Raw genomic sequence first — 23164 nt, forward strand, 5'->3', positions numbered from 1 at the left:
GCACGATTTGATCACTCCTAATGGGTGGTTCTCCGCACACGCTGTGTGGTCATGTGCGGAGGTGGTCCACGACCGGGCGAGGACGTCGGGAGGACCCGGGAAAGTCCACCCGCGGTCCACTCAGCCCATGGCCGCACCACCGCAGACGCTCAGGACCTGGCCCGTGACGTACGCGGCGCCGGGGGAGGCGAGGTAGGCCACCGCGGCGCCCACCTCCTCGGGGGTGCCCATGCGCTTGATCACCTGGTCGTCGAGCGCGTACGTCACGTCCCGGGTGAGTGCCGTGGCGATCGGGCCGGGCGCCACCGAGTTGCAGGTGATGCCGAGGACCTCGGCGTCGACTTCTGTGACGCGGTGTCGGACCGCAACCCGCTCGTCGCCGACCCGCTGCGGCGCACGGACTGCTCGCTCGTCTCCGACGGCGCGGCCGCGGTGGTGATCGCCGCACCCGACGTCGCCCGCACGGCCGCTCGCGCGGAAGCCGGGGTCGAGCTCGCCGATCTGGATCTCCGGAGTGGTGAACCACGTCGAACTGGTGGAGGTGATGTTCGCCGTCTGGCGAGTGGGTGCCGTGTTCGCGCCCGCCAACTACCGGCTCACCCCGGCCGAGCTGACGGGACTGGCGGAGCTGACGCGGCCGTCGGCCTTGGTGTGCCATGTGGACTACGCCGAGCACGCCGACGCCGTCTCGGACGCCGCGGACCTGCGCGGCGGAACGTTGTGGATCGGAGCCGACGCCCCGGCATCCGACACCGTGGCGGGAGTAGCGGTCTCCGACTCACCCCAGCCCGACGAGGTCGTCCCGCCGGGTCACCGAGGTGTTCGGGGGAATCGACGTCCTCCACAACAACGTCGGGGTGACCGTGCTCGGTACCCCGGCGGATCTCAGCTACGAGCAGTGGCAGCGCGCGTTCCGCCTCAACGTCGACGGTGTGTTCCTCGCGTGCAAGCACGTGCTCCCCGCCATGGTCGAGCGAGGCCGCGGAGCGATCGTCAACGTCTCGTCGATCGCCGGGATGCGCCACGTCGGATACCCCTATCCCGCCTACATGTCCGCGAAGGCGGCCGTGAACCAGCTCACCGTCTCGCTCGCGTTGACCTACGCCGCGCACGGCATCCGGGTGAACGCCGTCGCGCCGGGCTTCATCGACACACCGCTGGTCCGTCGGCAACTCGCCTCGCAGGCCGACTCGGTGGACGAGTTGCTCGCCGCGCGGCACGCGCAGAGCCCGACCGGCCGGATGGGCACGCCCTAGGACGTCGCCAACGCGAGCCTGTTCCTCGCCTCGGACGACGCCGCCTACGTCAACGGGGTGTGCCTCCCGGTGGACGGCGGACTGTCCATGTCCTGCGGCTGACGCGGGGGCGTTCTCCGGACGGGACGTAGGATCGGTCACGCGAGCGGCGAGCAGGCGAGTGCGTGAGACGTGAGGTGTGGCCATGCGGGTGATCGCCCGCGACGGGGAGCACGAGATCGAGATCCAGCGGTCCCGTTTCCTGTGCACGGTCGCCCGCGTCACCAGCGTGGACGAGGCCAACGCGGTCATCGCGCGGGTCCGGCGCGCGGGCCCGAACGCCAACCACCACTGCGTCGCGCTGCGCATCGGTGACCCCGAGACCGGCGCGTTGACGGCACGCAGCAACGACGACGGCGAACCCTCGGGCACGGCGGGTGTCCCGATGCTGGAGGTGCTCACCCGGCGCGAGCTCACCGACGTCGTGGCCGTGGTGTCGCGCTGGTTCGGCGGCATCAAACTCGGCGCCGGTGGTCTGGTCCGGGCCTACTCCAGCGTGCTGTCCGAGACGCTGGACGTCCTGGGAGAGCTGCGCCGGGTCCGCCACCGCGAACTGCTCCTGGCGCTCCCGCACGACCGGGCGGGGCGGTTGGAGAACCAGCTCCGCAACTCGCCGTACCGGCTGCGCGGAGTGGAGTACGGGTCCGACGTCACCTTCACGGTCGCGGTCCAGGATGGTGCCGTGGAGGAGTTCGAAGCCTGGCTGGCGGAACAGGTGGGCGACACGCTCGACGTCCTCGACGCCGGCCCGTGCGACCTGTACCTGCCGTGACGAGCGTGGCCTCGTCCTGAGCCCGAGCGACTCGTCCAGGCATGTCGACGAGTTCGCGATTCGTGCGCCATCGTCCGCGCGCGTGTCCGGGATACTGGGCCGACGCGACGGAAAGGTCATCCATGCGCGGTCTCGCTGCGGTCACAGCACTCGTTCTGCTCTTGTCCGTCACCCCTGCGGTGGCGGAACCCTCGGACGCGGGCCTCCGGCTGCCCGAGCCGACGGGCACGTTCGCGGTGGGCACGACCTCGCTGCACCTGCGGGACGACTCGCGCCGCGACCCGTGGGTGCCGTCGCTGAACCGCGAGCTGATGGTGTCGCTCTTCTACCCGGCGGCGTCCGCCCACGGACCCACGAAGCAGTACCTGACACCGGCGGAGTCGCGGGCGTTGCTCCAGGACGACGGCGTCACCGGTGTTCCGCCCGAGATCCTGAGCACGGTGCACACCAACGCGGTCGTCGACGCGCGCCCGGCCGGCCGTGCGCGCAGCCTGCCGCTGGTGGTCCTGTCCCCCGGGTTCAAGAAGCCCCGCGCCACGCTCAGCACGGTGGCCGAGGACCTCGCGAGCCACGGCTACGTCGTCGCGGTGGTCGACCACACCTACGAGAACGTCGCCACCACCTTCCCCGACGGCCGCGTGACCGGTTGTGTCGCGTGCGGCGACTACGGCCCGGAGTTCTGGCGGAAGCTGGAGCGAGGCCGGGCGGCGGACGTGTCGTTCGTGCTCGACGAGCTGACCCGGTCGAGCGCGCACTGGCGCGGTGCGCCTCTGCTCGATGCGTCGCGGATCGCGATGGGCGGCCACTCCGTCGGCGGCGCCGGCACCCTCGACGCTCTGCAGACCGACGACCGGATTCGAGCCGGTGTCGACATCGACGGGACGCTGGACACCCCGTTACGCGAGACCGGACTCTCCAAGCCCGTGCTGCTTCTGGGCAGGCAGAACACCTATACGCCGGGGTTGGGAAACGGTGCGGCGGACACGTGGGAGGCGGCATGGCCTCTGCTCACCGGATGGAAACGCTGGCTGCTGGTGGAAGGCATGGAGCACGCGTCGTTCACCGACATCGGCGTGCTCGCCGCTCAACTCGGACTCGACATCGGCGCGGACGTCGACGCCGAGCGGGCAGCGACGATCACCCGAAGCTACGTGACGGCGTTCTTCGACCTGCACCTGCGCGGTGAATGGCGACCGCAGCTGGAACGACCCTCGCCCGAGTTCCCCGAGGTGAGCTTCGCCGACCCGTCGTGACCGTGCGGGGTGCTCAGCCGGCGACGTAGGCGCTGAGCAGGGCCTGGACCTCGTAGACGTCGACGCCCTTGCCGAACTGCTTGACGATCGGTTCGAGGCTGCCGGAGAGCCAGATCTTCAGCTCGGCGTCGAGATCGAACGTACCGGCGGTCTCGACGGCGAAGTGGCCGATGTTGCGATACGGGATCGAGTGGTACTCGACCTTCCGGCCCGTCACACCCTGCTTGTCGATGAGGATCAACCGCCGGTTCGTGAAGAGGAAGGAATCCCGGATCAGCTGGTAGGCGGCATGGATCTGCTCGTCCTGCGCGAGCAGGCGACCGTACTGCTTCGTCGCCGAACGAGGATCGATCCGGGAAGCGTTCCCCAGCATGCCGTCGAAAATCCTCACGGGCCCCTCCCCATTCGGAAAAACTCTTGCCGTGCGCACGACGACGATAGCGACACGGACAGTGTCGGCACCAGGTCCGTAGGGGAGGGGACCGGACGAAGCGGGGCTGCACCCCTATCGGTCGCGGCGGGACGACTACTCCAGCGGTGCTTTGCCCTCGACCTGCACGATCTGCATGCCGTGCCGGCTCGCCTGGCGGTCGGTGACGGTGGCGTCACACCAGCCCGCCGGGACGGCGCCCGCGAGCAGGCGGCGGCGGAGCCGGGCTCCGTTGCGCACGTGTCGCGCGAACGACCAGCGGGGAAGGATCCGGCCGCGGTGGCGTTGCCCGGCGAGCGCTTCGGGCACCGTGCAGTCGATCCAGAGCAGGTGCCTGCGGCGACCGGTGAGGGTGCCGAGCACGACGAACGCCGTTCTGGCGATGGCGCCGGTCGCCGGGTCGTGCACGACGACCGGCCCGGGAGCGCGGATCGCGGCCGAGACGAGCCGCGCGATGTGCAGCACGTGCACCAGCGGCCGGTAGCAGGCGTAGGGGGTTCCCGCGGGGAACACGGTGCGCAGTCTCGCGCGCATGTGATCGGTGTCGAGCAGGGTCACCCCCGGGTTCGCGGCGGTGTCGCGTAACAGGGTGCTCTTGCCTGCCCCAGGCAACCCGGCGACCACGAGCAGTGTGCGGTTCTCCAGCGGCAGCACAGGCCGGCCGGGTGTCACGATGTCCACAAAAAGGATCAACGACGGGAACGGCCGTGACGTTCCCGTGATGAACCGGATCACACCGAGCCGGTCGTGCCGTCCGGGTGGCTGGTGTTGCCGTCCAGAGGCCACCGCGCCACACGACCGTTGAGGTCGGGTTCACCACCCTGATCGGCGCAGTACTCGCCGGTGATCAGCACATCCGGGGTCTCGCTGCGGTCGAGGGCCGTGTACGAGAACTTCCGGGGACCGCCGGCCTTGCACTTGTGCTCCGGCGGGAACTCGGCGAGTCCGTCCGGGTTGGACCAGCCGGCGACCTGCGGCATCACGTAGCGGTAGCCGTAGCTGTAGTAGGTGCCGCTCTGCCTGCCGACCTGGCCGGAGTCGGTGACGTCACCGTTGGACGCCGACTTGACGTCGAAGATGGAGCGCATGTCGAACACCCGGATACCGCGTTCGGCGTCGACGACGTAGAGCCGCTGTCGGTGTCCAAAAACGACACCCGCACGCCCTTGGCCGGGTAGTCGTGCATCGAGGTCGTCGACGATCGACTGCAGTCCGCCGTTGGTCGGGACCAGCTGGAAGTCGGACAGCGATGGTGGTGTCGCTTCGGCCGCGGTGGCCGGAGCGACACCACGACGAGCGACGTCACCAGTGCCGCACTCTCTGCTGTCCCGTCGCGCAGGTGACCCTAGCGAGGTGCCGGGTTCTGCGCTCCCGGCCAGGAGACGACGATCCGGGTGTGGGACTTCTCGACGATGCGTCCCTCCGGGAGCTCGCTGGTCGGCGTCGTCGCCGTAGTCGCGGCTCACGAGGTGGTCACCGGCGGCTTCGAGCACGACGGAGCGGGTCAGTCCGCGCATCCGCAGCGGCACGACGATGCGGCCCTCCGGAGCCAGTTGCCCGGTCCAGCTCGGCGGAATGTCCCAGGCGCCGGCCGTGACGATGACCCGGTCCCACGGAGCTCCGTCGGCGTGTCCGTATTCGGCATCGCCCTGCGCCACGGTGACACGCTCGTACCCGGCAGTCTTCAGGCAGCGGCGGGCGCGTTCGACGACCTCGGCGTCGATATCCAGCGAGACGACGGTCCCGGACTCGCCCACCAGCTCGGAGATCAGGGCCGCGTTGTAGCCGCCGCTACCGACCTCCAGGACCCGCATCCCCGGTTCCAGCTCCGCTTGTTCCAGCATCGTCACCTGGATGTGCGCGGCGCTGAGCAAGCTGGTTGCCACGCCTTGCTCATCGCGCTTGACCACCAGAGCCGTGTTCGGCTTGTAGACGGACTCCCACGGCGCGTCCGGAGCGAAGAGGTGGCGGGGCACGGTCTGCACCGCCCGGGCTACCGATTCGCTACGAATCGCGCGATATTGCCGAAGCTTGCGCACCATGTTCTCGCGGAGGGCGTTCGCCTCGTCGACGGCGCCGCGTGTTGTGGTCATGTAGAGCCTTTCGGTCGGTCCCGCGCCGATCGAAAGGGCGGGTCGTGCGGGGCTGCGAACAACGACCCGATCAGAGCAATCCGCCGAAAACGGCGCCGTCGTGCGAAGCGCCACCGGCATCATTCGTTCATGACAGACGGTCCGGGCACTCCCGCTCTTCTGCCGCTGGAAGACGGCATTGGTCTGACGGTCGGTGTCAACCTCGCGGTGACCGTGGCCGCCTTCATCGGGCTGACGGTCCAGTACCGCGGCCTCGAATCTGGAACAGGACAAGCTCGACCTCGAACAGGACAAGGCGATCACGGAGCAGGTGACCAGTGCGGCAGAATTGATCAGCAGCTCTGAGGTCAACGCTCAAGCCGCAGGATTTCGAATGTTGCGACGGGTCGCGCAAATCTCACCCGACGACCGGGAGCATGTCGTCGATCTCGCGGAGTCCTACCTTGCCAACGACAGACCTGGGGCCAGGTCGATCGGCCTTTACACCGACGAGCGCCCGGTATTCGAGGCGAACGCGGGCACACAAGCCGCAGTCGACGTGATTCGGGACCGCGTCGTGTACGAGGACCCGGTAGCGCCTGGTATGCGTGAGTTCAGATTCCCCGGGCTGGTCGTCGAAGGAGTGCGGCTCCACGACGTGGTGATGCGCGGTGCCAACGCTGCGGGGTGCTATGCGTGCTGTCCGAGTGGCACTGAGCGGACCTCACGGGAAGTAACTTCTACGAGTGTGCGTTCGAATGGGCGCAGTTCCCCCACCGTGTTCGAGGGTGCGAACCCCAGTGATGTCACCTTCGCTGGTGCCGACCTGGTGGGAGCCAACTTCGTCGGCGTCAAGAGCATCGCCGGTGCGGATTTCTCAGCGGTGATAGGCGTGGATCGTGCACTCCACCTGGCAAACGCGCCAGGGGCTGAGTCGGCGATCTGGCCTTGACCGCAGTGAAGAGTGTTGGGCGGATCGACCCAATCCGATGAACCTCCGGGGGCCGGGGCCTACGCGAGCTTGAGAACACCCAGTCCGTCGAACTCCCCCGCCCGGGCTGGAATCGCGGCAAGATGGGTCGTCGAACGACTGGGCAGTGGGGGAGGACGATGTCAGACGACAAGCCGAAGGCAGGGGTGTGGCTGGGGGCGGCAGCATCGGCCGTGGCCGTCCTCGCCTTTTTCGGCGTGAACTCCTTCGACCAACTGACTGCCACGCTCGACCCGACGTCCGCAGCCCTCGACTCCTGCGAGGAGGCTTACCGGGCATGGCAGGAGAACGGGATGGAGCCCGGGGACTACCGCGTCTACAGCCGCACGATCTTGGCGATCGCTGACGAGACCGAGGACGAGAAGCTAAAGGCGATTCTCCGAACCGAGGGTGACGCTGCCGAGGAGATGGCTGCGGCGTTGATCCGCAACGATGCCAGCACGTCGGATGCCCTGCTCCGGAGCAACGACGCCACGATCGCCCGGCAGCAGTACTGCTCCGAACTCGAAGAGAGCAACTGAACGCCTGACACGGGAGACAAGGCCGGTGTCTCCTGTCCCATGGACGGCACCTCGACGAGGTTTCGCCGCGTCCGCTCAGCCCTGGCCGTTCACGACGCGCAGCAAGCGGGTCACGGCGTCGGCGAGTGGGATGGTCTCCTGTTCGATGCGACGGAACGGCGTGGGGCCTGCGGTCGCGATCGTGTCGTACGCGGTGGTTTCGGCGTCGGTGAGGTGCCGCAGAACCCCCGGTGACGGTCTGAGGGGGCGCCCGTCCTTGTCGCGGTCGACGCCGTGATCGGCGTAGCGCTGCAGGTCGGTGGCGTCCATGAGAATCGAGGTGACCGGCTTCGGGGGTGTCCCGTCGGGTCCGGGTTCGGCCAGCGTGGCTCGGAATCGGTCGAGGATCGCGTACCCGTCCGCGTCGATGTCGCCCCAGTAGACGACGTGCTCCGCGGCACGGACCCAGGGCACACCACCCAGGAGGGCTGCTGCGGCCTTGCCGCCGCCTTCCACCACAACGGTGTCCTTGACCGGCGGGAACCACAGCCGGGAGTCGCGGTTCTCCACGACGAGGACCACGCGCGGCGGGTAGGCGATGTCGTGCACGTCCCCGGTCGTCCAGGCGTCGTGCCTGCGGCGGCCCGATGCCAGGTGGTCCGGGTCGACGTAGGTCAGGTGCACGACCGTCGGCCGGGGCCGCACCTCGGCCCGGACGTCGCGACCACTGACATCACGCAGCAGTGTCCCGTGAGAGTCCAGCCACTTGGTGTGCATGCCGGGGATCGGGAGCTGCCGCAGCGTCCACGGGCTGACGTCGGGATGCTTCCGCAGCCAGGTCACCGCGCCGAGCAGTACGTCCACGTCGTTCGGCCGCAGACGAGAGACGGCTCGGAGCGTGGCCGGGGTGAGAGCGGCGTCGGCCGAGCGCAGCGCCGACGCCAGCTCACGGGCACGCCCGATGTCCACAGTGGGTGGTGCGACACCGGTGTCGGCGAGGAGCGCGACGGCGCCGTCGAGATCCGCCCGCAGCGTGGCGGGGAACTCACCGACCACGCCACGGATGCTCACCGCTGTGCGGACGAGGTCCACTCCGGCGGGGAGTCTGCTCGCGAACTCCCGCCAGAGCCTGTGCCACTCGTGCCAGGTGGCGTGCCCCAGCCGTTCGACGGCCTTGCCCGTCGACACGCCGGGTCGAAGCGGGACGGAGAAGGTGACCCGGTCGCCGACGCCGAAGTCCGCGCACACGGCGTCCGCCCACTTCTGCTCGACCTTGCGGCGAACCGTCGTCAGAGCGTCGTCCGGGGTGACGAGCGTGCTCATGCGTCCGGAACCCCGACCAGCGGCTTCGCATACGAGCGGCCCTCGGAGTTCTTGAGGATCAGGTACTCCGCGTCCACGTGCGGCTCGATCGCGCTGTGTTTGTCGTTCGGGGCACCGATGATCAGTTGGAAACCGAGTCCGCGCCACGCGCCGATGGCTCGACCGGTGAGGCGCGCGTCCGCCTTGATCAGCGCCTCGTCGAGGAAGATCGGCGCGTAGCGGGGACGATCGGCGCCCGCGTCGCCCAGCTGGTACCGCAACGCGGCACCGACGATGAATGCCACCAGCTCCTGCGACTCGCCACCGGACTTCTCGCCGATGTGGTCGTACACGGCGACGTGTTTGCCGTCGAGGTCGCGTTTCTCGGCGCTGATCCGCACGTGGTTGCGGACGTCGACGAGGTCGGCGAAGTCGGGGGCGGTGCGCCGGATGCGGTCGATCACCTTGGCCATGCGGTGATACGCGCGCTCCCGGTCGGCGTCCGTGTCCGCCCGGTCGATCAACGCGCGCACGTCGCGCAGCTCCTTGCGGAACCGGGCGCGCACGGTGGAATGGCTCTCCTGCGGGTCGATGCGCAGCCGGTGTTCGTCGTCGGCGAACGGGAGTTCGGCGAGGATGCGGTTGACCGGGTCGATCCGGTCGCGGATCTCCCGCACCGCCGCGGCGAGTTCGCTGTCCAGCCCGGTGAGGTCGTTGCCGGACAGCTTGAGCAGGCTGTCCCGCCACTCCGCCTCCAGCTCGTGCAGGCCGCTGCTCTCCAGGTCGGTGAGGACGCGGTCGAAGTCGCGATAGGAGGCGTCGGGATCGGTACCGAGGTTCGGGTTGGGCCAGCGTTCGAGGAACACCGAGAACGTGTCCTCCAACGCCTTTCTCGACCGGCCGATCGTCTCCGTCGCCGACTGCCGGTCGGCGTGGAGTCGTTCGGCGGCCCGTTTCACCGCCGCGTCGAATTCCGCCAGTTCCGTCGCCGGAGCGTCGGCCGAGGTGTCCGCGAACAGTGTCTCCAGGTATTCCTGGTGCTCCGGAAGGACGACCGTGCCGGTCTCCGTGGCCGCATCGAGGGCCGACTGGGCGCGGTCGACCTCGTCGACGGTCGACTCCCATTGCGCGCCGAGCTCCTCCACGGTCTTCCTCCGCTCACCGACACGCTGGGTGAGCTCCCTGACCTGATTCTTTAGCTCGTCGACCTGTCGCTGCAGCTGATCGATCTTCGGGTTGCCCGCACGGACCTCCTCGACGACGCGGTCCCACCGGTTGCGTTCCGCCTTCACCGACTCGACGTCCACCTGGTCCCACGACAACTCGGTCACGGTCCGGTAGGCCGCCCGCCGGGCCTCGAACGAGTTGAGCTCGTCCTCCGCCCGCGACACCCACGCGTCGGCCTCGTCGAGGCGGTGGCGCGCGGCATCGATCCGCTGGTCGAGCTCGGCGAGCAGCCTGGTGTTGGTGAAGCCGAGCACGTTGGCCCGGCCGTGGCCGCCGTGCGCGCCCCGGCCGGGCTGCGACGTCTGACCGGTGATCGTGAGCGCTTTGGTGTACTGGGGGAGCAATCGGGGCGTGTCGACGCAGACGAAGTCGAACCGGCTCGCGAGCTCGCTCTTGAGCCACGCCGTGAAGGGCGACGGCCGGTAGTCGAGCCTGCCGGGGAGCGTCTTCGCGTTGAGCCTGACCTCGTCGTGCCGGCCCGTGCGCACACCCTGGAAGTGCACGCGTCGAGCGGTCGGGACCGTGTTGATGGCCTCACGGAACGCGTTCAGCCGTCCCATGTCGATGAGCATGCGCGTGGCGAACCCGCCGAGTGCCAGGTTGAACGCCTCCCGCCACGGTTCGAACTCGGTGCGCACCTCGATCAGCTCGCCGACGAACGGCAGGTCGTCCGGCGTCAGCCCGGCGGCCTCGGCCAGGGTTGCGCGAGCCGTGTGCAGGTCGGTCGGGATGTTCCCCTTGCGCGCCGTGACCGCCTTGCGTTCGGCGCGCAGCGCGGCCAGTTCCGTGTCGGCGTCCCGTTTCTCGCTCATCGCGTCGGCGAACCGGGCTTGAGCGGTTCGCCGTGCTTCCGTGTCGGCGAGGGACCGATGCGCCGTCTCGACCAGCGCGGTGAATTCTGCGCCGGTCGACACCGTGACGCCGAGGGTGCCGAGTGCCCGGTCCAGCTGCTGCCGGGTTCGCTCGACGTCGCCCAGCCGCTGCTCGACGCTGCGCCGCTCTCGGAGTGCTGTGTCCAGGCGGTCACCACCGGAGGCGCGGAGTGTGTCGGCGGCCCCTTCGCACTGCGCTTCGGTGGCTTCGACCAGGGCGTTGGTCTCCGCCAGTTCCTGTTCGGCCCGCCGGTATCGCTGAGCGAGGTCCCGCTCGGCCGCACGGAGAAGGTCGAGCCGACGTTCGTGACACCACAACGCGGCAGGCGACGACGTCTCGGTGAACGAGCCGATCGCCTCGATCAGGTGCAGCCGCTCCACCGCGTCGTCGATGGCGCGCCGGTGCTCGCGGATCGGCGTCAGCGCCTTCACCTGCTGGCGAGCGACGATCATCCGCTCGCGCGTGCCGGACAGCTCGTCGAACTGCTGCACCACCGCGTCCGCTGTGGCCAAGGTGGACGGTTCTTCGAGCACCATCGTCTTGTACAGGGCGTCGACGGTGGTGATCTGCTGGCCGGCCTGGATCCGACCGAGCAGCGCGACGGCCTTGTGCCCGTCACCCGCAGCGCCGATGCCGAGCGTGTGGTGGAGTCGCGCGGTGAAGTCCCGGTCGGTCTCGAAGCACGTCAGGCCGGTCGATTCGACCTCCGCGCGGGCGAGCCGCTTGGCCGCCGGGCCTTCCAGCTCCCGCAGCGAGTAGTGGTGGTCGCAGGTGGCGCGCACCGCCACGACGTCGTCGAGGGCGCGGGCGGACGACGGCACATACCAGGCGCGGAGCGCGGTGAACTCGGCACCGGTGTGGTCGACCCAGGTCATCGCGATGGCCGACCAGGTGTCCCGGCCGTCACCCCGCAACACGCGCGACTTCGTCTCGCCGTCCGTGCGGGACTCGTCGAGCTTGCCGCGCGCGTAGGAGAGGATGTTGCGCTGGTCCTTGCCTCGGGGCCTGCCGACCACGCCGCCGTTCGACGCGCCGTTGAACGGCGTCGTGTGCGGCATGAGCAACGCGATGTAGGAGTCCATCAGCGTCGACTTGCCCGACCCGGAACCGCCACTGAGCAGCGTGGCGCCGGGCGCGAACCGCACGCGGTGATACCCGTCGTAGCCGCCCCAGTTCACCAGTTGCAGGTCCCGGGCCACCCACTGCTGGCCCCGTGATGCCGCCGGGATCAACCCGAACAGCGTGTCGATCATGCTCACGCCGTGGCCTCGTTCCGTTCGCGCAACCACTGCTGCAGTTCGGCGAGTTTCGCGGTACTCAGCACGACCTCCACCAGCGGAGTGATGCGATACCGGCCCGCGGATTCCTCGACGAGCAGGCCCTCGGTGGACAGCCGCTGCACCGCACCGCGAACCTCCTGCTGGCTGCGGGCCTGGTTGTGGTCCCTGGGATCGAAGTAGGTCAGCACGGTCTGTTCCAGTTCCTCGATGTCCACGCGTGCGGACGTCTCGCCCGTGCCCCGTTCCCGCTGGAAGACGGTCCGCAGGTGCACCAGCACCAACGTCTCGGCCCGGTTGTAGGGCTCGTCCCTGAGCAGGATCGGCACGTCCAGCTCCGTCGAGCGCACCTGCTGCTTGTACGCGATGCCGCGGTCGTGATCGACCACGAGGCGGACGAACAGGTCGTGCAGCCGTGACTCGATGATCTGCTGGTTCTCCAGCAACGTCCGCCACTGCGCCGGGTTCTTCTCGGCCAGTAGGAACTTGCGGCGCAGCAACTGGACCAACACCCGCCGCACGTCCGCGTCCAGCGTGCCCGCGTCCCCGGGGAACAGCTCGGTCGGATCGTCCTCCATCGGCACCGGGTCGATGAACCCGGCGTCCGTGTCGGACCAGCTCTCGGTCTCACTCATTGCTCACCGTTCCCGTCAGCCGGGTTCGCCGCGACCACACCGCCGAGCGCGAACCGTCGCCGGGTTCCGTCGGGCCGGACCGTGTCGACCAGGGCGACCTCGGCCGTCTCGGTCATCCCGGCGTCGTGGGCGATCTCCAGGAAGCCGAGCAGGTCGACCGGACGCCGGAGGTCCTCGGGCGCCGCACGGAACGCCGCCGCGACATCCACGTCGTCCGCGTCGCCCGCGAACGCGGCCAGGTGCTCCTGCAGCGCGCCGTATCGCGGACCGCCCCAGGCCCGGGTGTCCGCGGAGGCCACGTCCTCGACCTCGTCCCACTCCCGCAACGGCGCGGGGGGCTGCGGCGGCCGCAGGTCGCTTGCCCGCTGCCGCAGATGCCCGACGTCGGCCACCGGCAGGCGGCGAAGCGGCTCGACGGCCTCGCCGCGGCGGGAACCGGGAACCCACGTGTGAAGGCCGGACATCACGTTCCTCAGCAGGTCGTCCACCTGGCGGTCGCGCATCGGGTCGTGGTCGCGCACCTGAGTGGTGATCACGTGGGAAGCCTGCCGCTGCGCGGTCAGCACCTCCTGAACCCCCTGCTCGACCCGGCGCGAGATGTCGGTGAGTTCCCGCCGCTGCCGCTCCGGCAGCAGGTCGGTGAACCGGTGCCGGAGCACCGTTCGTAGCTGACTCCACAGGTTGTGGATCTGCGCCGGGTCGCCGATCAGCCGCAACGCACCCGCGAACGCGCGGCCCTCCGGCGTCGCGTCGAGGATCTGCTCGCCGCGTTCCAGGTATTCGCGGAGGACCTCGCCGGTCGGCCGCACGTCGTGCCGCAACTCGGCGACGACGTCACGCTGGATGTCTTTGATCGACTCCGCCACGCGCGCGAAGTCCGCGGGTAGTTCGCGCGCCAGGTGCAGCACGTTCTCGGCCGCCTCCAGCAGCTTCTCGTCCTCGACGGTCTCGACCGCGCCGCCCCGTTCGAGCCGGGTGAGCTCCTTCTGCCGCTGTTGGATCTCCTCGTGCAGGCGCGAGATGCGGGCCATCACGTCCGGATCGGCGTCCTGCGCGAGCCGCTCGATCGCGTCCAGCAACGTCCTGACCCGCGACTCCGACACCCGGGTGCGCACCCCGCCGACCCGGCCCGCGACTTCGAGCGCCCCGACGCCGTACGCGGACAGCCGATACACCTCGACGTCGTCGTCGGAGACCTGCCGCACCAACCAGCCCGCCTGCACCCACTGCCGGCAGAGGTCCCGCGCGTTCCCGCTCGGCAGTGGCTGGTTGTCCTCGTCCCCGTATCCCGCGGCGCGCAACTGGTCGAGCGCGTCGTCGATCTCCGCGTGCGCGTCCGCCACCGCCACGCTCGGCCGCTCCGCGGTGAAGACCATCGCCAGCGCCGTCACCACGAACGGCGCGTGCGTCTGATGCAGGAGCGCGAGCATCGGGTTCTGGAACGCGCGCAGTGCCCCCTGGTAGGCGCCTTCTATGCCTCGTGTAGCCATCGCCGCGTAGCGTACGGTGTGCGTCCGACACGGTCGGTGACCGCGCCGGGTTGGGAGGATCACGGCTGGTCACGACCGGGGTGGGCTCGGACGTCGATCGGCGAACCGTTGACATCAGGGGAGTATGCGCATGGCGAGGACCGTCCCATCAGCGTGGATCGACACCGGGCCGTTCCACGAGTCGCTCCGAAGGCCGCTGGGCCAGGTAGAACGCCGCTCGTAGACCTCGTGGCGGTACCGCTCCACCCGTCCTTCGACCAGGAGCTGAAGCAGGTCGTTGGCGACGCCCGAGAAGGCCTCGACTCGGGTGCCGTTCAGGCGGAAGATGTGGTCGGTGCCGGAGAACTTGATCCCGAAGAGGATGTGACACGCATCCCGCACGCTCCCGGCTGCCGCGTGCGTGAATCCGGTGAAATGCTCGCGCCCTTGTCGGCGGGTCAAGTACTGGGTAGTCGCGCCGCCGTCCCCGGCGAAGGCAGTCACCCCGGCGGCGGCGGTACGCGCGAGCACGCGCGCGAACCACTCGTACCGGTCCGGTGTGACGTGGAAGCCGTCGACCGGTTTCGGACGCTCGCCTCCTTCGGCGGGCGGTTGTATCCCGTCGAGGAAGTTCGTTTCGTCGACCAGAACATCGAGATTGCTACGCTCACTTCGCGGACTGCTCAACCACCCGCCACTTCCCTGGGCGCACAGCGTGTTGACGGTGACAGGACCGTCCGGTGGCAATTCGGTACTGAAAATCAGAACTGGCGTCTCATTCCACGGCCCGATGTGGACATGTTCGACGTGAGCTGAGGCGGAGGCGAGTTGACTGTGCGACGTCGAAGCGTTGCTGTGATGTCCTTTGCACGCGATCGGAATGACCAGGGAACGTTTACCCGGCTTCCATACCTCGGCGAAGTATTGCGGTTTATAGCGACCGAGTTGTCTCCATCCTGCGTATAGTGCCGTGTCTGCGGGAACTATCGAGACGACCCGTTCCGGATAGTGTTGTTCCAGTATCCGCCGGGCTGCTACCAAGGCGAAACCGGTGCCGAGCTCCTCCGACTGGATCGCCTTATAGCGCTGCGCTGTTCTCTTGCCTTCGGCGGACAACCGCATGAAAGAACCGGCGTTGCCGGTCAGTGCCTGGCTGTATTTCAGCGCTCCCCAGTGCTCGGCGAGTCCGCGCGCGGCTCCGCGCCGCGACAACGCGATACTGCGGGCGAGTACATGTAGCACGTGCCATGGGGTAATTCCGTCAGCCCGCCTTTCCTTCAGTGGCACAGGCCAGAGCTCTGGCTTCCGACGCAAGGCGTTGTCGGTCAACCCTCTCTCGGGCCGCTCCTTCGCGCGTCTCTCGTCGTCCTTCGCTGCGGCTGAAGCCACCGCGCCTACCAAACTGGGATCAGAGTTGAGGGAGAAGTTCGAACTCTGGATGAGTTGTTCCAAAACGCTTCGCGCCGGCTCCAACACGTTCCCCCAAGGCTCAGAGACACACTGCACTCGGCACTACGGGATCTTGACCGAGGTCCAACACTACGTTGTTGATCTAGTGCGCACATCCGCGCAACGAGTGAGGTGAACCCGAATCATTTTCACGGTCGGCGGCCATGTCCTTGCCTGATCGCCATGCATGGAACAGGATTGGAACAGGAGAGAGATGACCGGATCGGCAGTTGACCCTCGAGTAGTTTCACCACTCGGCGTGGTTCCGAGAACGGTCGTGGCTGTAGCATGATCATTTATGTGAGAGGACCAGGCGAAAACATGTGCAAAATGCCCGCGCCCATGAGAGGCTGACGTAAAGTCCGCCAGCGTGGATAACCGAAGAGGGGCTTCGAAGAAGCCGAGGACTGGGAGTATGAGAAGCCCTCCTTCAGTCACAGAACCGGAGGAAACGCTGATCGGGCAGGACGCCGATCAGGTAGTGCAGGTGGTCGTGTCGGCGGAGGTGGATGTCATCGCGGTGCGGTTGTCGCCGCAGTGGCGTCAGGTCGTCGACCCGCGGGCACTGCACACAAGCGTGCTCACCGCCGCGAATGCCGCGACGGCAAGCGCGCTGGCTCGCAGTGTCGAGCTGACCAACACCATTTCCACCGAACAGACCTCCATTTCGCAGAAGGTGCACGACCTCGGGGACGAGTGGGCGAAATCGAACATCGGTGCCATGCAGAACAAGTCCGATGGGGAAGTGCGATGACGCTTGCCCAGTCCGCAGCGCGATCCGTCGGGAATACAGCGATCGGTGTTGCCCTCCTCGTGCTGGTGGCACTCATCTGGCTCGGCCTCGCGGCGCCCACCGGCATCCATCCGTTCTTCTACTTCGGACTGATCTTTCTTGGTGGGGGAGCGGTGGGACTGCTGTTCGCCGGAGTCGGCGTGATGGCCGTGCGATCGCGTGTTCCCACCACTGCCGATCTCCGGTTTTTCCAGGGAATTCGCAGGCTGGTGCTCGCCATGTGGTTGTGCGCCGTGGTCGCCGACGCGCTCGGCATCCTGGTGGTGCTCGCGATCGCCGGCGGCCAGGGCAGTACGCCACTGGGCGCGAGCACGTTGACCGTCGCGTTCGCCACGGCGGCGGTCACGGTGATCTGTGCCGGTATCACCTCGACCGTCATGCGCCGCGTGCTACCCACGGCTTGATCTCGTGCGCCGTCGAGATCGGGAACGTCACCGGCGACTACCGTGCGATCGATCCGAGCCGTGCGCGGCGCATCGGCGCGAGCGCCGTGCCGCTCGGACTCGGTTCGTTCTCGCTGGCGACGGCGTTCGCCGGGAGTGTCGTGTGCCTGGGGGTGGGGTGGGCGACGAAGGCCCAGCTGCTGGCGATGACGGTGGGCGCACATGGCGCGCAAGCGGTCATCGCCGTGTCCTTCGGCATCGTCACGATGTCCATGCGCCGCACGGTCTCGGCTCGACGGCTCGAACTCGGATCTGCCAACGCGGTCCGCCGGAACTTGCTCGTCCTGTGGAACCTGTCCCTGCTCATGGCGTGCCTGGGCTGGCTCGCTTTCGGGGTGGGTGTCACCACCACTCTGGAGTCGATCGGTGCGTCGGCGGCCTTCGTGGAGATCCTCGTGTCTGCCGTGCTCGTCGTGTACAACGGCATCGTCCTGGTGGTGGCCAGTCGTCTGCTGCGGGCCTGACCCGCGCCGTGATCGACCCGCTCGGTGACGTCGGGGACGATGGTTGGCGAAACAAAAGAACCGGCCGCCTTCGACGACCGGTTCATCACTCTGTGTGTCCGAGGGGGGACTTGAACCCCCACGCCCTTTACGGGCACTAGCACCTCAAGCTAGCGCGTCTGCCATTCCGCCACTCGGACTTGCTGGGGAATAGAGTAGCCCACGCCCGAACAGCTCGTGCACAGGGGGTGCCCTTTCGCGCCCACAGCGAGCTCACCTGCGCGAATGATAGGAAGGTGCGGTGACCGAACCCAACTTGATCGACGAGGCCGCCGACGAAGCCGTCACGCTCACGAGCGAGCTGATCCGCATCGACACCACCAACACGGGCGATCCCGCGACGCTCGTCGGCGAGCGGGAGGCCGCCGAGTACGTCGCCGAGAAGCTCACCGAGGTCGGCTACGAGATCACGTACGTGGAGTCCGGGGGCAAGAACCGGCACAACGTGATCGCCCGGCTCGCCGGGGCCGACCCGAGTCGGGGCGCTCTGCTGGTGCACGGCCATCTGGACGTGGTGCCCGCCGACGCCTCCGAGTGGTCGGTGCATCCCTTCTCCGGCGCCATCCAGGACGGCTACGTGTGGGGCCGTGGCGCCGTGGACATGAAGGACATGGTCGGCATGTCCCTGGCGCTGGCGCGGCACTACAAGCGCCACAACATCGTGCCCCCGCGCGACATCATCTTCGCGTTCCTCGCCGACGAGGAGGCGGGCGGCCAGTACGGTGCGCAGTGGCTCGTGGACAACCGTCCCGAGCTGTTCGAGGGCGCGACCGAGGCCATCAGCGAGGTCGGCGGCTTCTCGATCACGTTGCGTGACAACGTGCGCGCGTATCTGATCGAGACGGCCGAGAAGGGCATCCGCTGGATGACCCTGCGCGTCCGCGGCACGGCGGGGCACGGGTCGATGCTGCACCACGACAACGCCGTGACGAAGCTCTCGGAGGCCGTCGCGCGCCTCGGCAACCACCGGTTCCCGCTCGTGCTCACCGACTCCGTGCGGGAGTTTCTCGCGGGCGTCACCGAGATCACCGGGTGGGACTTCCCCGAGGACGACCTCGAGGGCGCCGTGGCCAAGCTCGGCAACATCTCCCGCATGATCGGCGCCACCCTGCGTGACACGGCCAACCCGACGATGCTCAACGCCGGATACAAGGCCAACGTCATCCCGTCCGTGGCGGAGGCGACCGTGGACTGCCGCATCCTGCCCGGCCGGGTTGAGGCGTTCAACCGCGAGCTCGACGAGATCCTCGGGCCCGACATCGAGAAGGAGTGGCTGGAGCTGCCGCCCGTCGAAACGACGTTCGACGGCGCCATCGTCGACGCGATGAGCTCCGCCGTCCTCGCCGAGGACCCCGGCGCGCGCACGCTGCCGTACATGTTGTCGGGCGGCACCGACGCGAAGGCGTTCCAGAAGCTCGGCATCCGCAACTTCGGCTTCGCGCCGCTGCAGCTGCCGGACGACCTCGACTTCTCCGCGTTGTTCCACGGCGTCGACGAGCGTGTGCCCGTGGACGCGCTGAAGTTCGGCACGCGGGTGCTGGACCGGTTCTTCCGCACCTGCTGAGGGGACACTCGGGGCTGAGCGTCGGCTCTCAGCCCCGAGTCACCCGTCCCGGCGCCGGTAGGCGAGGCGCGGCAGGTGGTAGGCGAGGTCGACCGCGGTCTCGGCGGCCTCGTCCTCGCTCAGCCGATGTTCGGTCACCAGGCGGGCGAGATAGCCGGCGTCGATGCGGCGGGCCAGGTCGTGGCGGGCCGGGATGGAGGCGAACGCGCGCGTGTCGTCCACGAAACCGGAGGTGTTGTAGAAGCCGGCGGTTTCCGTGGCCAGTTCCCGGAACCGGCGCATCCCGTCCGGGCTGTCGAGGAACCACCACGGCGCCCCCAAGCGCACCGACGGGTACGCGCCCGCCAGCGGTGCCAGTTCCCGGCTGTAGACGGTCTCGTCGACCGTGAACAGGATGAGCCGGAAGCCGGGGTGGTGGCCGTACGCCTGGAGCAGCGGTCGCAAGCCCCGCGTGAACTCGGCGGCCACCGGGATGTCGAAACCCCTGTCGGGGCCGAACACGGTGAACGTGCCCTCGTGGTGGTCGCGCAGGACTCCGGGATGCAGCTGCATCACCAGACCGTCCTGACAGGACATTCCCGCCATGACGAACAGCATGTGGCCGGCGAAAGCGGAGGCTTCCTCCGCCGTCACCGTGCCGGTGAGGGCCGCGGCGTAGATGCGGGCGGCCTCGGCGTTGTCCAACGGCGTGGTGTCGGTGCCCAAGTGCCCGTGGTCGGTGGCGAGTGCACCGGCCTCGACGAACGCCCTGCGGCGCTCGCGCAGGGCGTCGAGGAACCCGGAATAGTGGGTGGTGTCGCAGTCGGTGAGTCGGCCGAGTTCCGCCACGTGTCGCCGCCACCCGTCGTGGCTGGGCTGGACCACCGCGTCGGGCCGGAAGGTGGGGATCACGCGGTCGCCGAGGCCGTCCTTGCGCAGCCGGGCGTGGTGTCGCAGGTCCGAGGTGGCCGGGTCGGTCGTGGAAATCAACTCGATGTCGAACCGATCGAGCAGGGCTCTCGGCCGGAAGTCCGGTTCGGACAGTGCGGCGGCCAGCTGGTCGTAGATGTCCTTGGCCGTGTCGGCGGAAGGCTGGAGGCGGACGCCGAACACCTCCGACAGCTCGTGCTCCAGCCAGTAGCGCGACGGCGTGCCGCGGAAGAGGTGCCAGTGCTCGCACAGCAACCGCCGGATCGCCCGCGCGTCGGTCTCCACCGGCTCGCCGCTCGTCCTGCATCCGGACCGGGCTCTGCCCGCCGATCCCGCAACCCGTGACGTCGCCCGCCGCCTCTACGCCGAGACTCGCGCGCCGCCGCTCGTCTGCATGCACGGGCACGTGAAGGCCGAGGTGCTCGCCGAAGACGCACCGTTTCCCGATCCCGCGCGACTGCTCGTGGTGCCCGATCACTACGTGACCCGGATGCTGGTGTCGCAGGGTGTGCCGCTGGAGGCGCTCGGCGTGCCACGCCGGGACGGTGTGCTCGGTGAGCCGGGAACACCGGAAACCCCGTTCGGCTCCGGCATCTTTCGTCAGGGCAGCCTTCCACTACATCTCGGCCACGTCCTGGTGCACCGGGATACGCCCCGCCCATGACTCGATGGCGTCCCAGTCACGAAGGTCCCCGTACCGGCCGCCGAACAGCCGCAACAGCACCCTGGCCATGAGAGGTGAACCCTCGCGAGGAACGACCCCGGCGAACGCGTGGTAATCACGGGCCTCGACGCCGTCGCGTATGGCTGCGATGTGCTTCGGCACCACCCTGCCGAGCTTCCTGCCGAGGGGACCGCGCAGGGAGGGCCCGATGCCGACACTGAACAGCCAGACGCTCTTCGTCCGCAAGGTGTTCCTGTGTTCGTGCGCGAACGTGGTGGCTTGCGGCAGGAAAGCTCGGTTGTGTACCGCACTACCGAGTACGACGGTGTCGTACGGTTCGACCGAGGGCACGTCGTCAACCGGTATGACGTCCACTCTCCCGCCTCGGCGGCGAAGCCGGTCCGCGACGAACGACGCGACACCCTCGGTGGAGCCCGCAGCGGTGGCGTAGGCGACCAGTACCTTCCCGGACACGTTCATACACTGACCGTGCGGCAGCACGGCCGGACCCGGGAAGGGTCGTCAGTCCTGCGTGTGAATACCCGGTGGCCAGACACCGGTCATAGGACGGTCGTCCCGGTCGCGGTCTCGCCGTTACGCCTCCTCGAGCGCCTTGCCGAAGTCCTTGGAGGAAGAGCACGTGCCGGTTGTGGGCGAGTACGTGGCCGGTGACGAGTACTGCCACGCCCCGGCCAGTCCACGACGCCCATCACCCCAAGGGTCACGACACCGCCGAGAAACGCCAGCTGGTCGGATGGCGGCAGCTCAAGGGTGCCGAGGAAAGGAACAGAAATGCGGCGCGAACTCTTCTCGACGGCCATGCTCATCGCCTGCGCGTGTTCTTTCATGGTGTGAACAAGTCGTGACGCCTGAGCAGGAATCGCCGGGGGCGAACCAGGACGGCATCGCCAGCTGAACGACTACCGACCACACCAGGCAGCCCACCAGACCGGCGCCGGCGAGATTGCCAGCCACCCGGGTCGTCATCTTCATCCGAATAATCCTGCCATGGTCCGCACCAATTTCCGTCAAGCGCCGAGCAGGCCGGCGGACAGTGATTGAGCGCTCAACCATAGGATGTGTTGTATGACGGACTACGGGCATGAGCTGCGCTTCGGCACCTTCATCACGCCGACCGCCGACGAACCAGCGCGGCCGGTGGCGCTGGCGCAGGTCGCCGAGCAGGCGGGGCTGGACCTGGTCACGTTCCAGGACCACCCGTACCAGGCGCGGTTCCTCGACACCTGGACTCTGCTGTCGTACGTGGCGGCGCGGACCGAACGCGTCGAGTTGTCGGCGAACGTGGTGAACCTGCCGCTGCGGCCGCCCGCCGTGCTGGCGCGGTCCGCCGCCGGTCTCGATCTGCTGACCGGTGGCCGGGTGGCGCTGGGTCTGGGGGCGGGCGGCTTCTGGGACGCGATCGAGGCCATGGGTGGCAGGCGGCTCACTCCCGGGGAGTCCGTCGACGCCCTCGCAGAGGCGATCCGCGTCATCCGCGAGCTGTGGGCCGCCGACGAACGCGGCGGCGTCCGCGTCGACGGCGACCACTACCGAGTGGTGGGCGCCAAGCGCGGCCCCGCCCCGGCACACCCGATCCCGATCTGGCTCGGCGCGTACAAGCCCCGGATGCTGCGTCTGGTGGGGCGCGCGGCCGACGGGTGGCTGCCGTCGCTGCCGTATCTCCCCAGCCGGGACGCGCTCGGTGAGCTGAACCCGATCATCGACGACAGCGCGACAGAGGCGGGACGCGCGCCGGAGGAGATCCGGCGGTTGCTCAACATCGGTTCGCAGGACGCCGACCCGGAGTCGCTCGCGGAACTGGCGCTGGAGTACGGCGTGTCGACGTTCATCCTCGCCACCGACGATCCGGGGACGATCCGACGCTTCGGCGCCGAGACCGCGCCCGCGGTCCGGGAGCTCGTGGCCGCCGAACGACGCGGACGAGCCCAGCCCCGGGACGGCAACCCGGCCCGGCGCACGCCGGACGAGGCATCGGCACCGGAGGGCACGACCGAGCTTGGCCTGCGTCCCACGCCGGACTCCGGTGTCCGGGTGAGCGACGCGATGCCGTGGGACGAGAGCACGCGGCCCACCGCGGTCGCGACCCGGGGTGCCGCGCGCTACACGAACCGGGGTCGGGCTGCCGGACAGCACCTGATCGACGTGCACGACCAGCTCCGTGCCGAGCTGAGGCAGATCCGCGACCTGGTGGACCAGGTGCGGGCAGGCTCGGTGGACGTCGGCTCCGCGCGCTCGGCGATCAGCGAGATGACCATGCGTCAGAACAACTGGACGGTCGGTGCCTACTGCGCGTCGTACTGCCGCGTGGTCGCCCAGCACCACACCATCGAAGACCAGGGCATCTTCCCGCACCTTCGAGCGCGCGACGACGACCTCGTGCCGGTGCTGGAACGGCTCGAACAGGAGCACCTCGTGATCCACGACGTGCTCGAATCGGTGGATCGTGCGCTCGTCGACATGGTGGAACACCCTGGCGACTACACGCGCCTGCAGGAGGCCGTGGACCTGCTCACCGACACGCTCCTGTCGCACCTCGCCTACGAGGAACGGGAGCTGGTGGAACCCATCGCCCGCTACGGGATGTACGACGGTCAGCTCTGAGCCTTCTGCGGCGGTCTCGTCCCGTCCCGGGTGGACGCTCTGAACTATGTGGGGCATCTCCTCGAGGGTGGCCGGCACCGAGGTGTTCCGCGGCTGAACGGCGCCCGCTCGACCACGGTTG

At 68.6% G+C, this 23164-nt stretch carries 22 protein-coding genes, 1 tRNA gene and 2 pseudogenes; 13 read left to right on the forward strand and 12 right to left on the reverse strand.

Annotated elements, in window-relative coordinates; genetic code table 11:
- Positions 1 to 120: 120 nt before the first annotated feature.
- Positions 121 to 588 (reverse strand): SDR family oxidoreductase, encoded by a 468-nt coding sequence (locus SACAZDRAFT_RS01180; protein WP_005437865.1) that lies wholly within the window; start codon positions 586 to 588, stop codon positions 121 to 123.
- Between SACAZDRAFT_RS01180 and SACAZDRAFT_RS24040 the strand changes: the two are divergent.
- From SACAZDRAFT_RS24040 to SACAZDRAFT_RS01195, 4 genes and pseudogenes are all read left to right on the forward strand, one after another.
- Positions 545 to 724: pseudogene (locus SACAZDRAFT_RS24040) on the forward strand (acyl-CoA synthetase); the annotation flags it as partial. The gene SACAZDRAFT_RS01180 and the pseudogene SACAZDRAFT_RS24040 sit on opposite strands and share 44 nt — an antisense overlap.
- Before the next feature lie 139 nt (positions 725 to 863).
- Positions 864 to 1358: pseudogene (locus SACAZDRAFT_RS01185) on the forward strand (SDR family NAD(P)-dependent oxidoreductase).
- Positions 1359 to 1440: 82 nt separating this feature from the next.
- Complete coding sequence (locus tag SACAZDRAFT_RS01190) at positions 1441 to 2067, forward strand: IMPACT family protein (protein WP_005437867.1); 627 nt, start codon at positions 1441 to 1443, stop codon at positions 2065 to 2067.
- Between the two features lie 122 nt (positions 2068 to 2189).
- Positions 2190 to 3320, forward strand: coding sequence for an alpha/beta hydrolase family protein (locus tag SACAZDRAFT_RS01195; RefSeq protein WP_005437875.1), 1131 nt, complete (start codon positions 2190 to 2192; stop codon positions 3318 to 3320).
- 13 nt (positions 3321 to 3333) lie between these two features.
- Here SACAZDRAFT_RS01195 and SACAZDRAFT_RS01200 read toward each other — a convergent pair whose 3' ends face one another.
- The 3 genes from SACAZDRAFT_RS01200 to fxlM form a co-directional block, all read right to left on the reverse strand.
- A complete protein-coding gene (locus tag SACAZDRAFT_RS01200; protein WP_005437877.1) occupies positions 3334 to 3711 on the reverse strand; it encodes a PH domain-containing protein in 378 nt (125 codons plus the stop codon).
- A gap of 135 nt (positions 3712 to 3846) precedes the next feature.
- Positions 3847 to 4431, reverse strand: coding sequence for an AAA family ATPase (locus tag SACAZDRAFT_RS01205; RefSeq protein WP_040927867.1), 585 nt, complete (start codon positions 4429 to 4431; stop codon positions 3847 to 3849).
- 50 nt (positions 4432 to 4481) lie between these two features.
- Entirely contained in the window at positions 4482 to 5843 is a 1362-nt protein-coding gene (gene fxlM / locus SACAZDRAFT_RS23505) for a methyltransferase, FxLD system (RefSeq protein ID WP_005437882.1), read from the reverse strand.
- 129 nt (positions 5844 to 5972) lie between these two features.
- Here fxlM and SACAZDRAFT_RS23510 point away from each other — a divergent pair, with 129 nt between their 5' ends.
- The 3 genes from SACAZDRAFT_RS23510 to SACAZDRAFT_RS01215 all read left to right on the forward strand — a co-directional run bounded on the left by SACAZDRAFT_RS23510 (position 5973) and on the right by SACAZDRAFT_RS01215 (position 7334).
- A complete protein-coding gene (locus SACAZDRAFT_RS23510) occupies positions 5973 to 6188 on the forward strand; it encodes a hypothetical protein (RefSeq protein ID WP_232286327.1) in 216 nt (71 codons plus the stop codon).
- 28 nt (positions 6189 to 6216) lie between these two features.
- Positions 6217 to 6774: a pentapeptide repeat-containing protein gene (locus SACAZDRAFT_RS22145; protein WP_005437884.1), complete on the forward strand. Its 558-nt coding sequence runs from the start codon at positions 6217 to 6219 to the stop codon at positions 6772 to 6774.
- A gap of 158 nt (positions 6775 to 6932) precedes the next feature.
- Entirely contained in the window at positions 6933 to 7334 is a 402-nt protein-coding gene (locus SACAZDRAFT_RS01215) for a hypothetical protein (RefSeq protein WP_005437886.1), read from the forward strand.
- Positions 7335 to 7409: 75 nt separating this feature from the next.
- Here the strand turns inward: SACAZDRAFT_RS01215 and SACAZDRAFT_RS01220 are convergent, their stop codons facing one another.
- The 5 genes from SACAZDRAFT_RS01220 to SACAZDRAFT_RS01240 form a co-directional block, all read right to left on the reverse strand.
- Positions 7410 to 8636, reverse strand: coding sequence for a DUF3322 and DUF2220 domain-containing protein (locus SACAZDRAFT_RS01220; RefSeq protein ID WP_005437891.1), 1227 nt, complete (start codon positions 8634 to 8636; stop codon positions 7410 to 7412).
- The gene (locus tag SACAZDRAFT_RS01225; RefSeq protein WP_005437893.1) at positions 8633 to 11974 is read right to left on the reverse strand and encodes an ATP-binding protein; all 3342 of its coding nucleotides are present in this window, start codon (positions 11972 to 11974) and stop codon (positions 8633 to 8635) included. Before SACAZDRAFT_RS01225 ends, SACAZDRAFT_RS01220 begins: the two co-directional genes overlap by 4 nt.
- Positions 11971 to 12627: a DUF4194 domain-containing protein gene (locus tag SACAZDRAFT_RS01230; RefSeq protein ID WP_005437895.1), complete on the reverse strand. Its 657-nt coding sequence runs from the start codon at positions 12625 to 12627 to the stop codon at positions 11971 to 11973. The genes SACAZDRAFT_RS01225 and SACAZDRAFT_RS01230 overlap by 4 nt, the downstream gene beginning before the upstream one ends.
- Complete coding sequence (locus SACAZDRAFT_RS01235) at positions 12624 to 14117, reverse strand: DUF3375 domain-containing protein (protein WP_005437897.1); 1494 nt, start codon at positions 14115 to 14117, stop codon at positions 12624 to 12626. The genes SACAZDRAFT_RS01230 and SACAZDRAFT_RS01235 overlap by 4 nt, the downstream gene beginning before the upstream one ends.
- Before the next feature lie 114 nt (positions 14118 to 14231).
- The gene (locus SACAZDRAFT_RS01240; protein WP_005437904.1) at positions 14232 to 15572 is read right to left on the reverse strand and encodes a hypothetical protein; all 1341 of its coding nucleotides are present in this window, start codon (positions 15570 to 15572) and stop codon (positions 14232 to 14234) included.
- Positions 15573 to 15960: 388 nt separating this feature from the next.
- Here SACAZDRAFT_RS01240 and SACAZDRAFT_RS01245 point away from each other — a divergent pair, with 388 nt between their 5' ends.
- Genes SACAZDRAFT_RS01245 through SACAZDRAFT_RS01255 form a run of 3 tightly spaced genes read left to right on the forward strand, consistent with a single transcriptional unit; the run spans position 15961 to position 17245 of the window.
- Complete coding sequence (locus SACAZDRAFT_RS01245; protein ID WP_005437905.1) at positions 15961 to 16299, forward strand: hypothetical protein; 339 nt, start codon at positions 15961 to 15963, stop codon at positions 16297 to 16299.
- A complete protein-coding gene (locus SACAZDRAFT_RS01250; RefSeq protein ID WP_005437906.1) occupies positions 16296 to 16742 on the forward strand; it encodes a hypothetical protein in 447 nt (148 codons plus the stop codon). Before SACAZDRAFT_RS01245 ends, SACAZDRAFT_RS01250 begins: the two co-directional genes overlap by 4 nt.
- Positions 16739 to 17245: a hypothetical protein gene (locus SACAZDRAFT_RS01255; protein WP_005437907.1), complete on the forward strand. Its 507-nt coding sequence runs from the start codon at positions 16739 to 16741 to the stop codon at positions 17243 to 17245. The genes SACAZDRAFT_RS01250 and SACAZDRAFT_RS01255 overlap by 4 nt, the downstream gene beginning before the upstream one ends.
- 95 nt (positions 17246 to 17340) lie before the next feature.
- On the opposite strand, the gene SACAZDRAFT_RS01260 is transcribed toward SACAZDRAFT_RS01255, so the two are convergent.
- Positions 17341 to 17424, reverse strand: a tRNA-Leu gene (locus tag SACAZDRAFT_RS01260).
- A gap of 101 nt (positions 17425 to 17525) precedes the next feature.
- Between SACAZDRAFT_RS01260 and SACAZDRAFT_RS01265 the strand changes: the two genes are divergently transcribed.
- Positions 17526 to 18848: a M20/M25/M40 family metallo-hydrolase gene (locus SACAZDRAFT_RS01265; RefSeq protein WP_005437908.1), complete on the forward strand. Its 1323-nt coding sequence runs from the start codon at positions 17526 to 17528 to the stop codon at positions 18846 to 18848.
- A 39-nt stretch (positions 18849 to 18887) separates the two neighbouring features.
- Here the strand turns inward: SACAZDRAFT_RS01265 and uxaC are convergent, their stop codons facing one another.
- Positions 18888 to 20042, reverse strand: coding sequence for a glucuronate isomerase (gene uxaC, locus SACAZDRAFT_RS01270; protein ID WP_232286328.1), 1155 nt, complete (start codon positions 20040 to 20042; stop codon positions 18888 to 18890).
- 109 nt (positions 20043 to 20151) lie between these two features.
- Between uxaC and SACAZDRAFT_RS23515 the strand changes: the two genes are divergently transcribed.
- Positions 20152 to 20421 carry a hypothetical protein gene (locus SACAZDRAFT_RS23515; protein ID WP_040927609.1) on the forward strand — a complete coding sequence of 90 codons (270 nt, stop codon included), beginning with the start codon at positions 20152 to 20154 and terminating at the stop codon, positions 20419 to 20421.
- On the opposite strand, the gene SACAZDRAFT_RS01280 is transcribed toward SACAZDRAFT_RS23515, so the two are convergent.
- Positions 20374 to 20901, reverse strand: a complete 528-nt coding sequence (locus SACAZDRAFT_RS01280; protein WP_005437910.1) for a flavodoxin domain-containing protein — start codon at positions 20899 to 20901, stop codon at positions 20374 to 20376. The genes SACAZDRAFT_RS23515 and SACAZDRAFT_RS01280 overlap by 48 nt on opposite strands.
- Before the next feature lie 606 nt (positions 20902 to 21507).
- Here SACAZDRAFT_RS01280 and SACAZDRAFT_RS01285 point away from each other — a divergent pair.
- Positions 21508 to 23043 carry an LLM class flavin-dependent oxidoreductase gene (locus tag SACAZDRAFT_RS01285; RefSeq protein WP_005437911.1) on the forward strand — a complete coding sequence of 512 codons (1536 nt, stop codon included), beginning with the start codon at positions 21508 to 21510 and terminating at the stop codon, positions 23041 to 23043.
- The last annotated feature ends 121 nt before the right edge of the window (positions 23044 to 23164 follow it).

Origin of the sequence: Saccharomonospora azurea NA-128 (genome assembly GCF_000231055.2) — a bacterium.
GTDB classification, from domain to species: domain Bacteria; phylum Actinomycetota; class Actinomycetes; order Mycobacteriales; family Pseudonocardiaceae; genus Saccharomonospora; species Saccharomonospora azurea.

Coding starts and splice junctions, on each gene's coding strand:
- SACAZDRAFT_RS23510 (WP_232286327.1), top strand. CDS start 5,973: ATGACAGACGGTCCGGGCACTCCCGCTCTTCTGCCGCTGGAAGACGGC.
- SACAZDRAFT_RS01215 (WP_005437886.1), top strand. CDS start 6,933: ATGTCAGACGACAAGCCGAAGGCAGGGGTGTGGCTGGGGGCGGCAGCA.
- SACAZDRAFT_RS01190 (WP_005437867.1), top strand. CDS start 1,441: ATGCGGGTGATCGCCCGCGACGGGGAGCACGAGATCGAGATCCAGCGG.
- SACAZDRAFT_RS01280 (WP_005437910.1), bottom strand. CDS start 20,901: ATGAACGTGTCCGGGAAGGTACTGGTCGCCTACGCCACCGCTGCGGGC.
- fxlM (WP_005437882.1), bottom strand. CDS start 5,843: ATGACCACAACACGCGGCGCCGTCGACGAGGCGAACGCCCTCCGCGAG.
- SACAZDRAFT_RS01285 (WP_005437911.1), top strand. CDS start 21,508: ATGACGGACTACGGGCATGAGCTGCGCTTCGGCACCTTCATCACGCCG.
- SACAZDRAFT_RS01230 (WP_005437895.1), bottom strand. CDS start 12,627: ATGAGTGAGACCGAGAGCTGGTCCGACACGGACGCCGGGTTCATCGAC.
- SACAZDRAFT_RS23515 (WP_040927609.1), top strand. CDS start 20,152: ATGCACGGGCACGTGAAGGCCGAGGTGCTCGCCGAAGACGCACCGTTT.
- SACAZDRAFT_RS01250 (WP_005437906.1), top strand. CDS start 16,296: ATGACGCTTGCCCAGTCCGCAGCGCGATCCGTCGGGAATACAGCGATC.
- SACAZDRAFT_RS01235 (WP_005437897.1), bottom strand. CDS start 14,117: ATGGCTACACGAGGCATAGAAGGCGCCTACCAGGGGGCACTGCGCGCG.
- SACAZDRAFT_RS01245 (WP_005437905.1), top strand. CDS start 15,961: ATGAGAAGCCCTCCTTCAGTCACAGAACCGGAGGAAACGCTGATCGGG.
- SACAZDRAFT_RS01195 (WP_005437875.1), top strand. CDS start 2,190: ATGCGCGGTCTCGCTGCGGTCACAGCACTCGTTCTGCTCTTGTCCGTC.
- SACAZDRAFT_RS01220 (WP_005437891.1), bottom strand. CDS start 8,636: ATGAGCACGCTCGTCACCCCGGACGACGCTCTGACGACGGTTCGCCGC.
- SACAZDRAFT_RS22145 (WP_005437884.1), top strand. CDS start 6,217: ATGTTGCGACGGGTCGCGCAAATCTCACCCGACGACCGGGAGCATGTC.